The organism is Actinomycetospora cinnamomea (assembly GCF_003096675.1).
In the GTDB taxonomy this organism is placed as follows: Bacteria; Actinomycetota; Actinomycetes; order Mycobacteriales; family Pseudonocardiaceae; genus Actinomycetospora; species Actinomycetospora cinnamomea.
Window position 1 is genome coordinate 260256 of record NZ_QEKW01000005.1, and the last position, 11287, is coordinate 271542.

Here is an 11287-nt window from a genome sequence, read left to right on the forward strand (position 1 = left end):
GGCGGTCGCGGCTCGTGCTCCGGCGGGCGGGACTACTCGGGTCGGGCCGGGCTCGAACGAGTCGGTGCCGACCCCTCGGCCGTCGCCTGCACGATCCGGTCCGCCCTCTCACGGAAGACGCGCCAGCGACGTTCGTTGTCGTGCACGAGACGGGACGACTCGCAACAGAGATCGGCTGCCCGAGAGACCACCTCGGCCGTCGAGTGCAGACGTCGAGGGCTGATCCGAGCACCCGCCAGGTCGGCGCGCAGGGCGGCGGGGGTGAAGTCGACGTGCTCGAGCATCTCCGCGGCCCGCAACAGCATGTGCGACATCACCGACTGCATGTGCGCCGCCAGCCAGTCGTTGGTGATGATGCGGTGCCGCTCCCCCAGGACGTCGGCGAGCTCGTCGATCTCCAACGTCGCAGCCGCGACCTTCCAGCTGCTCTCCATGGCGTTGCCGAGCCATTCGCCCCCGGCGGCGAACCCCTGGGCATCGGTCCGCAGCTCGGCGATCATCGCAGTGATCTCCGCGGGGCGACCTTCTCCCTCCATGAACAGCGCCCCGTCGAGGGCGATGGCGGCTTCGCTGTTGAGGTCCTCGGCGCCCTCGTAGGGATTCATCGCGGTGCGGGTGGAGGGCGCGACCTCCGCCCATCGGTCCGCGAGTGCCTGCAGCGTTCGCGCGTGGCGCTGCAACCGGATCGCGGTCTCGAGCGGGGAGGAGGAGTAGAACCGCTCGTGCTCCTTGTGGAAACGGGAGAGGTTGAGGATCGCCTCCAGCAGAGGCGGTGCGGAGGGCGGGTCCGGGCTCATCGCGGTGGCTCCTTCGAGGTGGCGCCAGCCCCGGCAGCCGACCCGACGTCGGTACGGGCCTGGATGGACAGCGCGGCGACGACGAGCACGGCGGTCATGACGACGAAGACCGCGAGCACAGCCCTGCTGCCGGTCATCGCGGCAACGATGCCGAGCCCGAGCGTCGCGAAGTTGCCCACGACCGCCGGCCATCGCGGGTGGAAGGCCTCCCGCCCACCGATGAGACGGCTCAGGAGGCCACCGACCAGCACGACGATCGCCATCTCACGCACGGTGTCGATGAACCACACGCGGCCGATGGCGAGGAAGACGAGATAGAGGACGAGGACGACGGCGACCGACAGTGTTGCTGCGACGTCGTTGCCGGTGACCTTCATCCTGCCCACCGTGGGTGCGGCCCCGACCTCTCGGGAGGGACGTTGGACCCTCGCCGTCCGGTCCAATCGGTCTCGGCCGGAGTCCACGCTTCGGCGGCGCTCCTCGCTCACAGGGGAGCGGTCGCTCGGCATCATGCTTCCGGCGCGCCGTGGGGCCCGGGCGTCGGTCCTCCCACCGGGCGGAAGGCGACGAAGGGGTGGCCCCTGATGAACTCCCGTGCGGCGGCGTCGTCGCGCAGGTCGCCCCACCCGAGGACGGCGCCGATCAGACGAGCCCGGTACGGATGCTCCCGCCGGAATCGCGCCACGACGTCGAACGCCTCGTCATCGGTGAGGAACCGCTGGTGCGGGGTGAAGGTCTCGCCGCCGAGCTGAACCCTGACTGCCGGCCGCGCCCGGATGTTGCGGTACCAGTCCGTTCGCGGTCCCCATCCGGCACAGATGACGACCTCGCCCGAGGCTCGGTCGTCTCGGAGGACCATGGCGACCGTCTGGTGCGGCTGGCCAGTCACCCGACCGAGGTGGGTGAACGCCACGAACGTGCGCCCCACCGCCGGTCCGGCGTTGTGCTGGTATGCCTTGAGCGGCAGCCGGAACACCGCGAGCGCCAGTCGGCCCGGCCGACGACGTAGGCCGAGGAGCCGCCGGGAGGTGGCACCGGGGTGACGGTCATCCGGGACGCTCATCTCTGCCTCCTCCCCCGGCGCCGTGCCCGGGACACCGTTCGGAGATTCGAGGCTCCGGCAGCTCGGCACCAGAGGACCTTCGGGCACGGTCGGGGGACCGCCGCCTCGTGCCGGCGCTCTCCGCGGCGCAGGTCCGGCCCGGTGCGGATGGCGGGACCCCACTTGCGGCCCGGAGCACACTGACCAGGTGGATGGTGCCGCGCTCATCGGCCTCGTCCTGAACCTGGGCGTGATCCTCGTACTCCTGGTGCCGGGCCTCGCGGCCCTGTTCGTGAGGGTGCGTGGTCGCCCCGGCGGGCGGGCGGGACGAGCCGGAGAACGCGCGGCGGAGATCGTGGACGTCTTCGACCCCGGGCAGCGTCGTCGGGTCGAGCAGCTGGAGGTCTCGGACTCGGTGCGCGTCGACGCCGAGTCCGGCGACGAAGACCCTCTGCGGAGCTTCCCCGATCCCCGCGGCCTGCGTCACCAGCTCGACCCGGAGAAGCTCGACCGACGGCGGCAGTCCGGAGGACGCCCGCTCTGGGCCGGACGGGCCGCCGCGTTCGATCGTGCGCGATCGACCGCGTCGTCCGACCGGCGGGCGGGTACAGCGAGGTCGTGACGGTTGAGAACACAGGCGTCGCGCTCGCCCGGCAAGCGATCGAAGCGCTGCGACGTCTCGACGACGAGGGCCGATCGCTCCGGCCGGACGACGTCGACCCCTTCACGTGGTCGGCCGACGTGCTCGACGAGCTCGCGCGTCTGGCCGAGACGATCGGCCGCGCGGTGGAGCGTGTGTCGGGCGAGAGCGCACCGGGTGCCGAGGCCCACGCCCAGGCCCTGGCGACGGCGATCGTGGCGCACCGCAACTCGCTCCTGCGGCACGGGAGCGGCGGCCGCCACCCTTTCCCGGATGGCGGTGACCCGATCCCCGAGGCCACCGCCATGCTGGCACCCGGGGGACGCACGAGGCCGGTCGCCGCGGGCTGAACGCGGCACCGCGAGGACCGGGTGTCGTGGATCGCACCCGGCCACGCTCACTCGTCAGTAACATGGACGGAGTCGGCCGCGCCCCCCTCGGCCGACCATGGTTCCGGGAGCGCATCCCCCCGCGCTCCCGGAACCCCCTTAACCGACGACGTGCTCGAGCACGAGGTCGGCCAGACGGTCGGGCACCTCGTCCGGGATCCAGTGGCTCACCCCGGGCAGCACCTCCAGGCGGTACGGCCCGCGCATCCACGCTCCGTTGCCGTGCACCGCTTCGAGCGAGACCGCGGAGTCGCCGTCGCTGCCGACCATCAGCGCGGGGACCTCGACCGGCACCGGCAGCCCTCGGTGCTCCCAGTGCGGCACGGCCCGGTACCAACCCATGCCGCCGGAGAGGGCCGGCCGCAGCCCCCCGCGGGCGGCGAGGGCGGCCTCGTCGCGGCGCGCGCGCTGCGGTGTCTGCCCGGTGCGGCGCAGGGCCGCGGCCAGCGCGCCCGGGCGGCTCAGGTAGCGGTCCGCGAGGCCGGGGACCTGGAAGACGTAGGTGTACCAGGACAGCAGCGCCTGGCGGCTCGACCGCATCGCGCGGAAGAACGCCGCCGGGTGGGGCACCGACACGCCCGTCACGGTGCGCACCCGCGCAGGGTCCAGAGCGGCGAGAGCCCAGGCGACGATCGCGCCCCAGTCGTGGCCGACGACGTGGACGGGCTCTCCGCCGGCCGCGTCGATCAGCGCGGCGACGTCGGCGACGAGCTCCTCGATGCGGTAGTCGCGGCGCGCGGCAGGCCGCGCGCCCGGTGAATAGCCACGCTGGTCGGGGGCGAGCACCCGGTGGCCGGCGCCGGCCAGCCGGCGCGCGACCGGCTCCCAGCTGATCGCGGTCTGCGGGAAGCCGTGCAGCAGCAGCACGGGCGGCCCGCCGTCGATCGGGCCGGGATCGTGGTCGGTGACGTCGAAGCGCAGGCCGTCACGGGTGAAGGAGTCCACGACGGCGATCGTGCCGCGCATGCCGCGTCGCGTCGATCTTGTCGCGGGTCACGACACTCCCCGCGAATGGGGCCTCCGAGCGCGGCGGTCGCGTTACGGTCGGTGCGCACCGCGCCCACCCACCGAGCACGGCGCGCCGACGGCCACGACGGGAGCAGCGGGAGCGCGATGTCCAAGGGGTTGAGGCGGTTCCTGATCTTCGTCGTGGTGGCCGTCCTGCTGTTCTTCGTGATCTCGCAGCCGGAGGGCGCGGCCGACGTCGTCCTGTCGATCGTGGCGATCATCGGGGACGCGCTGGCCTCGATCGCGACGTTCTTCCGGTCGCTGTTCTGACGGGCCCTACGCGGGCGCGAACTCACCCGCAGCGTGGCGCTCGCGGAGCCGGTGCTTGACCAGCTTGCCGGTCGGCGTGCGGGGCAGGTCGTCGGTGAACACCAGCCGTCGCGGCGTCTTGTACCGCGCGATGCACGCGCGGACGTGCTCGAGCAGCTCCTCGGCGAGGGCGTCGGACGGCTCGTGGCCGGGCGCGGGCTGGACGACGGCGAGCACCGACTCGCCCATCTCCTCGTCGGGCACGCCGACGACGGCGACGTCGAGCACCGCGTCGTGCAGCGTGAGCACGTCCTCGATCTCCTGCGGGTAGATGTTCACCCCACCTGAGATGATCATGAAGCTCTTGCGGTCGGTGAGGTACAGGAAGCCCTCGTCGTCGACGTGGCCCAGATCGCCGGTGGTCGTCCACGTCCCGTGCCCGGGGTGCTGTGCCGACCGCGTCTTGTCCGGGTCGTTGTGGTACCGGAACGGCACGATGTCGCGCTCGAAGTAGACGGTGCCGACCTCGCCCGCCGGGAGCTCGCGGCCCTCGTCGTCGCAGACGTGGATCGTGCCCAGCCCCGCGAGCCCGACCGAGCCGGGGTGCTCGAGCCACTGCTGCGGGCTGATGAACGTGATGCCGTTGGCCTCGCTCGAGCTGTAGTACTCGTAGAGCACCGGACCCCACCAGTCGATCATCGCCCGCTTCACCTCGACGGGGCACGGCGCGGCGGCGTGGACGGCGACGCGCAGGCTGGAGACGTCGTAGCGCGCCCGGACCTCCTCGGGCAGCTTGAGCATCCGCACGAACATCGTCGGCACCCACTGGCTGTGGGTGACGCGATGGCGCTCGATCGCGGCGAGGGCCGCCTCGGGGTCGAAGCGGTGCATCATCACGACGGTGCCGCCGGTCGACTGGATCGTGGCGCCGAAGCGCAGCGGCGCCGCATGGTAGATCGGCGCCGGCGAGAGGTAGACGGTGTCCTCGCCGAAGCCGTACATCGGCTTGAACACCGCGATGTAGAGGTCGCCCGGCTCGTCGATCTGCCGGTCGGGCAGGTTCGGCTTGATGCCCTTCGGGCGGCCGGTGGTGCCCGAGCTGTAGAGCATGTCGCCGCCGCGGGGCTGGTCGGCCAGCGGCTCGGTGCTCTGCGCGCCCACGACCTCGTCGTAGTCCCGGTGGCCGGCGACGGGTCCGCCGAAGGCGAGGCGGAGGGTGACCCCCGGGGTGCCCTCGACGATGGCCGTCGCCAGCCCGTCCTTCGCGGCCGAGACGACCAGTGCCCGGGCGCCGCAGTCGTCGACGATGTAGGCCGCCTCGTCGGGGGAGAGGTGATGGTTGACCGCGGTGACGAGGAGCCCGGCGCGCTGGGCCGCCCAGTAGACCTCGAAGGCGCGCGGGTGGTTGTCGGTGAGCAGGGCGACGACGTCACCGCGCCGCAGCCCGTGCTCGACCAGCGTGCGGGCCAGGCGGATCGAGCCGTCCTCGAGCTCGCGGTAGGTCAGGCCCTCGCCGGTCTCCGCCATGATCACCGCGGGGCGGTCGGGGTGGGTGGCGGCGAAGGTGCCCGGATACATCAAGGTCTCCTTTGTGCTGCGCACTCGTGAGTGCTCGTCCGTGCCCTGGCACGGACGAGCACGCACACGACCGGAGGTCAAACGCGCCGTAGAGTAGATTACGTTCTGGCGCAGGGGAACGGGCGCGAGCAGGGGGAGGTCGGGAGCCATGCCGACGGCCACCCCGCGGTCCTACTTCGACGAGGCGCTGCGTCTGCTCGCGCGGGAGGGCCGCAACGGCCTGCGCATCGGGCGCCTGTGCGCGGCCCTCGGCGTCACCAGCGGCTCCTTCTACCACCACTTCGGCAGCTGGGAGGGCTTCGTCGCCGCGCTGCTGGAGCACTGGGAGCGCGAGGAGGTCGGGCGCATCGTCGAGCTGGTCAACGCCAGCGACGACCCGGTCGAGCGCGTGACGCGGATGAAGTATCTGGCGCTGACGGTGCCCCACGAGGCCGAGACCGCGATCCGCGCCTGGGCCACCGTCGACCCCGTCGTCGACGCCGCGCAGCGCGCCGTCGACCGCGGGCGGCTGCGGGCGCTCGCCGACGTCCTCGCGCCGGTGATCGACGACGCCGAGCGGCGCGAGCGCCTCGCCGCGCTGGGGGTCGCCGTGCTCGCGGGGCACCAGCAGATCGCCGGGGTGGCGAGCGTCGACCTGTCGTCGCTGCTGGACGAGTTCGACCTGCTCGTGCGCGCTCACTCCTCGGGGATTTGGGATCCGACGGTCCCCGACGACGCGCCGTGGCACGAGCAACCGGCGCGCGAGGACCGGTGATCGGCGAGGTTCCCGACCCGGCCTGCACGCCGCGCCGAGGGGCCGCCCGCCCCGTCGTTCGTCCCGCCCTCGTGGTCGCTGGTGCGCAGGGAACGGCATACTCGCGCCGTGGCTGCGGAGGGACAGAGCGGACAGGTGGCCGGTTCGGTCGTCCTGGTCGGATTCGACGGCTCGCGGGAAGCGGCCGGAGCGATCGCGGTCGGCGCACGGGTCCTGCCCGGCGTGACCGCGCGCGTGGTCACCGTGTGGGCGCCACCGGGCGCGGACCAGGTGCTGCGTCGCCGGATCACCCGCGACGCCCGCACCCTCGACGAGCTCAGCGCGCGGATCGAGCAGGAGTGCGCCGCCGCGGCGGAGGACGTCGCCGCGGACGGAGCGGCGCTGGCCCGGGCCGCGGGCTGGCGTGGGGAACCGGCCACCCACCGCGGCTTCGGCGACGCGGGGGCCGTGCTCGCCCGGCTCGCCGGGGAGATCCCCGCGGCGGCGCTGGTGGTCGGCTCACGGGGGCTGGGAGGCACGGCCGCGCTGCTGGGCAGCGTCTCCGATCTCGCGGTGCACCACAGCCCGGTCCCCGTGCTCGTCGTGCCCCCGCTGCTCCGCGGGGAACGCGCCGCCGCGGCCACGGGCCCGGTCCTCGTCGGGCACGACGGCTCGGCGGGCGCCGAGCACGCGCAGAGAACGGCGAGCGCCCTGCTGCCCGGGCGTGAGCAGATCGCCGTCCACGTCACCGACGACCGCCGCGCAGGGGCCGAGGCCGCCGAGCCCGGCCCGCCGGACGCCGTCACCGTGTCCGCGCGCGGGTGGGGGGCGCGGGCGATCGCCGATGCCCTGGACGCGGAGGCCGCGGCGCGGGACGCCGGTGTGGTCGTGGTGGGCTCGCGCGGGCGCACGGCCCTGCGCGAGGTGCTGCTGGGGAGCACGGCGATGGCGGTGCTCCACCGCGTGCACCGACCGATCCTGGTGGTGCCGACGCCCGCGGAGCGGTGATCGATGCGGCGTTGCTGGCGTCTGACGCCAGCAACGCCGCATTGCTCGCACCGCAGGTGCGTCGGTCAGTCGGCGTAGCGGGGCGCGCGCTGTTCGGCGAAGGCGGTGACGGCCTCGGTCAGGTCGTCCGAGAGCAGTGCCGAGGCGTTCCACGTCGCGATCTGGTCGAGGCCGTCGGCGACGGTGTGGTCGCGGGCGTAGGTGATCGCGTGCTTCGTGCCGCGCAGGGCCAGCGGGGACTTCGCCGCGAGGCCCCGGGCGACGTCCTGGACGTGGGCGACGAGCTCGTCGGCGTCCTCGGTGTCGACGACGGCGTTGACCAGGCCCCACGCCTCGGCCTCGGGTCCGCGCACGTCGCGGCAGGTGTAGGCCATCTCGCGCGCCCGGCCCTCGCCGACGATCCGGGGCAGGCGCTGGAGCACACCGACGTCGGCGGCGAGCCCCATGTCCACCTCCTTGAGCGAGAACCTGGTGCGCGGGGTGGCGTAGCGCAGGTCGCAGGCGACGACGAGGTCGAGCCCCGCGCCCACGCACACGCCCTGGACCGCCGCGAGCACGGGCACCCGGCAGCGCTCGACGGTGGTGAGCACGTCCTGCAGGTCGAGGATCAGTCGGCGCAGGGCCTCCCGGGCGCGCCCCCCGTCGGCGTCGGCGGGGGCCATCCCCTGGATCTCCGCGAGCATCGACAGGTCGATGCCGGCGCAGAAGTGCTTGCCGGCACCCGCCAGCACGACCGCGCGCACGCCGGCCTCGGCGTCCAGCGTCCGGAACGTGTCGCGCAGTTCGCGCCACAGCGTGCGGTCCAGCGCGTTCGCGGCCTGCGGGCGCTCGAGGCGCACTGTCGCGACGCCGCCGTCGCGGCTGACGGAGAGGGCCGTCGGCGCCGCCGGGGCGTCGAGGTCGAGCATGCTCACGTCCGTGGCTCCCTTCGAGCTGGTGGTTCGCGCCGGACGCCGGCGTGGCCGTCAGGCTGGCACTCCCGGGCACCACACGAAGGGTGATCGGGCGGTGACGCAGGTCTCGCCTCCGTAGCATGACGCACGTTACGGTGGCCGCCGCTGCGGTCGCCGGAGGACGAGGAGGTCACCGATGAGGATCGTCGTGGATTGGGACAAGTGCACCGGCATGGGCATGTGCGAGTCCCTCGCGCCGGACGTCTTCGAGGTGGACGACGACGGGTCGCTGATCCTGCACACCGAGGAGGTGTCGCAGGACCAGGAGGCCGAGGTCCGCGAGGCCGTCGCCGCGTGCCCCACCGAGGCGCTGTCGCTCGAAGGGCCGATCGACGCGTGACGCACCTCGTGGTGGTCGGCGCGTCGCTCGCCGGCCTCCGGGCGGTCGAGGCCGTCCGGCGCGACGGGTTCGACGGCGAGGTGACCCTGATCGGGGCCGAGGAGCACCTGCCCTACGACCGCCCCCCGCTGTCCAAGGAGTACCTGGCCGCCGAGGAGTGCCCCGACCCGCGCTATCGCGAGGAGGAGACCTTCGCCGGCGACCTCGACGTCGAGCTCCTGCTCGGCACGCCGGCGTCGGCGCTGGACACGGCGGCGCGGACGGTCACCGTCGGCGACCGCACGGTGTCCTACGACGGGCTGGTCATCGCCACCGGCGCGCACGCGCGGACCCTGCCGGGCACCGAGGGCCTCGAGGGCGTGCACACCGTGCGCACCCTCGACGACGCGATCGCCCTGCGCGCCGCCCTGCGCGGGGGAACCTCGCGGTTGACGGTCGTCGGGGCCGGCTTCATCGGCTCCGAGGTGGCCTCGGTGGGCCGCAGGCTCGGGCTCGAGGTGACGATCCTCGAGGCGCTGGAGACCCCGCTGGCCCGCGCCGTCGGCGAGCGGATGGGCCGCGCGCTGACCCACCTGCACCGCCGCCACGGCACCGAGGTGCACACCGGCGTCGCCGTCGAGGAGGTCGTCTCCCGGGACGGCCGGGTGCGCGCGGTGCGGCTGGGCGACGGCACCGAGATCACGACCGACGTGCTGGTCGTCGGCATCGGCGCCCGGCCCGCGACCGACTGGCTGGAGGGCTCGGGCCTGACCCTCGACGACGGTGTGGTCGCCGACGAGACCCTCGCCGCCGCGCCGGGCGTGTACGTCGCCGGTGACGTCGCCCGCTGGCCGAACGCGCTGTTCACCGACGTCGCCCCGGGCACCATGCGCCTCGAGCACTGGACCTCGGCGGCCGATCAGGGCGGCCGGGCCGCGCGCCACGCGGTCGACCCGGCGAGCGCGAGGCCCTACGAGACCGTCCCGTACTTCTGGTCGGACTGGTACGACGGCCGCGTCCAGTTCGTGGGGATCGCGGCCGGCGACCACGTCGAGGTCGTGGCCGGCGACGACGCCGAGGGCGGGCCGTTCACGGCGATCTACCGGGCGGGCGGGCGCATCGTCGGTGCCCTCGCCGTCGACATGCCCGCCGAGGTCATGAAGTACCGGCGCCTCATCGGGGCGCGCAAGAGCTGGGACGACGCCCTGGAGCTCGCCGAGCAGCGTCGGCAGCAGCGGGCCGAGAAGGCGCGGCAGGCCGCCGAGCAGCAGGGAGCCAGTGCGTGACCACCACGCCGGTCGCGGTCGACCCGGTCGACCTCTCCACCCTGGACTTCTGGGGCCGGCCGATGGCCGTCCGCGACGCCTCGTTCGCCGAGCTCCGTACCGAACGCCCGGTCTCGTGGCACCGGTCGCCGCAGGGCATGCTCATGCCGTCCGAGGACGACGCCGGCTTCTGGGCCGTCGTGCGCCACGCCGACATCGGCTACGTCAGCAGGAACCCCCAGCTCTTCTGCTCGGGGCAGGGCGTGCAGTTCCAGGACGCACCCCCGGAGCTGCTCGAGGCGACGCAGTCGTTCCTGGCGATGGACGCCCCGCGGCACACGCAGCTACGCAAGATCGTGAGCGCGGCGTTCACCCCGAAGCAGGTGCGTCGCGTGGAGGACCGCATCGCCCACCGCGCCGAGCGGATCGTCGGTGACCTGATCGAGCACCTCGCGGACGGCACCGGGGGCGACTTCGTCGCGCTCGTGGCCAAGCGGCTGCCGATGGGCACGATCTACGACCTCATGGGCGCGCCCGAGGAGCACCAGGACGCGCTGGCCGAGGCCGCCGACCTGCTGGTCGCCATCAACGACCCCGACGTGCTGGAGAACCTGGGGCTCTCCGATCCGCTGCAGGCGGCGGGCCAGGCCCTCATGGCGCTCCTCGGGCCGGCGCTGGAGCTCGCGGAGGCCCGGCGGAACGCCCCGCAGGACGACCTCATGACCAACCTCGTGCAGGCCGAGGTGGACGGTCAGCGCCTCACCGACGACGAGATCGGTGCGTTCTTCGTGCTGCTCTCGGTGGCGGGCAACGACACCACGCGCAACACCATCGCGCACTCGATGCGCCGCCTGGTCGAGCACCCCGACCAGCGGGCGTGGCTGGCCGAGGACCTCGAGGCACGGATGCCGGCGGCCGTGGAGGAGTTCGTGCGCCACGCCAGCCCGGTGCTGACGTTCCGGCGCACCGCCACCCGGGACACCGAGCTCGGCGGGCAGCGCGTCGCCGCCGGGGACAAGGTCGTCATGTTCTACGAGTCGGGCAATCGGGACGCCGACGTCTTCGTCGACCCCCTGCGCTTCGATCTCTCCCGCGACCCCAACCCCCACGTCGGGTTCGGGGGTGGCGGACCCCACTTCTGCATGGGCAACATGCTCGCGCGCACCCAGTTGCGGCAGATCTTCACGCAGCTCCTGAGGCGGGTCCCGGACCTGACCGTCGGCGAGGGCGAGATGCTGCGCAGCAACTTCGTGCACGCGGTGAAGACCATGCCCTGCTCGATCGGGGGCTGAGCTCGTTCCGGAGA

General features: G+C 73.5%; 14 protein-coding genes. 8 read left to right on the plus strand and 6 right to left on the minus strand.

All coding sequences use genetic code 11. The annotated features are described in order from the left end of the window. Positions 1–32: 32 nt before the first annotated feature. The 3 genes from C8D89_RS12470 to C8D89_RS12480 form a co-directional block, all read right to left on the minus strand. Positions 33–797: a hypothetical protein gene (locus tag C8D89_RS12470; RefSeq protein WP_116708422.1), complete on the minus strand. Its 765-nt coding sequence runs from the start codon at positions 795–797 to the stop codon at positions 33–35. Then, positions 794–1174: a hypothetical protein gene (locus C8D89_RS12475; RefSeq protein ID WP_116708423.1), complete on the minus strand. Its 381-nt coding sequence runs from the start codon at positions 1172–1174 to the stop codon at positions 794–796. The genes C8D89_RS12470 and C8D89_RS12475 overlap by 4 nt, the downstream gene beginning before the upstream one ends. Positions 1175–1305: 131 nt before the next feature. Continuing rightward, entirely contained in the window at positions 1306–1860 is a 555-nt protein-coding gene (locus C8D89_RS12480; RefSeq protein WP_165825676.1) for a nitroreductase family deazaflavin-dependent oxidoreductase, read from the minus strand. A 187-nt stretch (positions 1861–2047) separates the two neighbouring features. Here C8D89_RS12480 and C8D89_RS12485 point away from each other — a divergent pair, with 187 nt between their 5' ends. Both C8D89_RS12485 and C8D89_RS12490 read left to right on the plus strand, forming a co-directional pair. Beyond that, positions 2048–2461, plus strand: a complete 414-nt coding sequence (locus C8D89_RS12485) for a hypothetical protein (protein ID WP_133251897.1) — start codon at positions 2048–2050, stop codon at positions 2459–2461. Then, positions 2458–2829, plus strand: coding sequence for a hypothetical protein (locus C8D89_RS12490; protein WP_116708426.1), 372 nt, complete (start codon positions 2458–2460; stop codon positions 2827–2829). Before C8D89_RS12485 ends, C8D89_RS12490 begins: the two co-directional genes overlap by 4 nt. A 138-nt stretch (positions 2830–2967) precedes the next feature. On the opposite strand, the gene C8D89_RS12495 is transcribed toward C8D89_RS12490, so the two are convergent. Continuing rightward, positions 2968–3813 carry an alpha/beta fold hydrolase gene (locus tag C8D89_RS12495; RefSeq protein WP_243418048.1) on the minus strand — a complete coding sequence of 282 codons (846 nt, stop codon included), beginning with the start codon at positions 3811–3813 and terminating at the stop codon, positions 2968–2970. Positions 3814–3981: 168 nt separating this feature from the next. Between C8D89_RS12495 and C8D89_RS29205 the strand changes: the two genes are divergently transcribed. Beyond that, the gene (locus tag C8D89_RS29205; protein WP_165825677.1) at positions 3982–4146 is read left to right on the plus strand and encodes a hypothetical protein; all 165 of its coding nucleotides are present in this window, start codon (positions 3982–3984) and stop codon (positions 4144–4146) included. A 6-nt stretch (positions 4147–4152) separates the two neighbouring features. Here C8D89_RS29205 and C8D89_RS12505 read toward each other — a convergent pair whose 3' ends face one another. Next, positions 4153–5703 carry an acyl-CoA synthetase gene (locus C8D89_RS12505; protein ID WP_116708429.1) on the minus strand — a complete coding sequence of 517 codons (1551 nt, stop codon included), beginning with the start codon at positions 5701–5703 and terminating at the stop codon, positions 4153–4155. 148 nt (positions 5704–5851) lie between these two features. Here C8D89_RS12505 and C8D89_RS12510 point away from each other — a divergent pair, with 148 nt between their 5' ends. Both C8D89_RS12510 and C8D89_RS12515 read left to right on the plus strand, forming a co-directional pair. Next, positions 5852–6457 carry a TetR/AcrR family transcriptional regulator gene (locus tag C8D89_RS12510; protein ID WP_116708430.1) on the plus strand — a complete coding sequence of 202 codons (606 nt, stop codon included), beginning with the start codon at positions 5852–5854 and terminating at the stop codon, positions 6455–6457. Positions 6458–6565: 108 nt separating this feature from the next. Next, the gene (locus C8D89_RS12515) at positions 6566–7444 is read left to right on the plus strand and encodes a universal stress protein (RefSeq protein WP_207787191.1); all 879 of its coding nucleotides are present in this window, start codon (positions 6566–6568) and stop codon (positions 7442–7444) included. Between the two features lie 65 nt (positions 7445–7509). Here C8D89_RS12515 and C8D89_RS12520 read toward each other — a convergent pair whose 3' ends face one another. Next, positions 7510–8352 carry a crotonase/enoyl-CoA hydratase family protein gene (locus tag C8D89_RS12520; protein ID WP_116708432.1) on the minus strand — a complete coding sequence of 281 codons (843 nt, stop codon included), beginning with the start codon at positions 8350–8352 and terminating at the stop codon, positions 7510–7512. A gap of 181 nt (positions 8353–8533) precedes the next feature. On the opposite strand from C8D89_RS12520, the gene C8D89_RS12525 reads away from it, so the two are divergent. The 3 genes from C8D89_RS12525 to C8D89_RS12535 are packed head-to-tail and all read left to right on the plus strand — an operon-like array spanning position 8534 to position 11273. Further along, positions 8534–8737: a ferredoxin gene (locus C8D89_RS12525; RefSeq protein WP_116708433.1), complete on the plus strand. Its 204-nt coding sequence runs from the start codon at positions 8534–8536 to the stop codon at positions 8735–8737. Then, positions 8734–10002 (plus strand): NAD(P)/FAD-dependent oxidoreductase, encoded by a 1269-nt coding sequence (locus C8D89_RS12530; RefSeq protein ID WP_116708434.1) that lies wholly within the window; start codon positions 8734–8736, stop codon positions 10000–10002. The genes C8D89_RS12525 and C8D89_RS12530 overlap by 4 nt, the downstream gene beginning before the upstream one ends. Beyond that, positions 9999–11273: a cytochrome P450 gene (locus C8D89_RS12535; protein ID WP_243418049.1), complete on the plus strand. Its 1275-nt coding sequence runs from the start codon at positions 9999–10001 to the stop codon at positions 11271–11273. Before C8D89_RS12530 ends, C8D89_RS12535 begins: the two co-directional genes overlap by 4 nt. Positions 11274–11287: the final 14 nt, after the last annotated feature.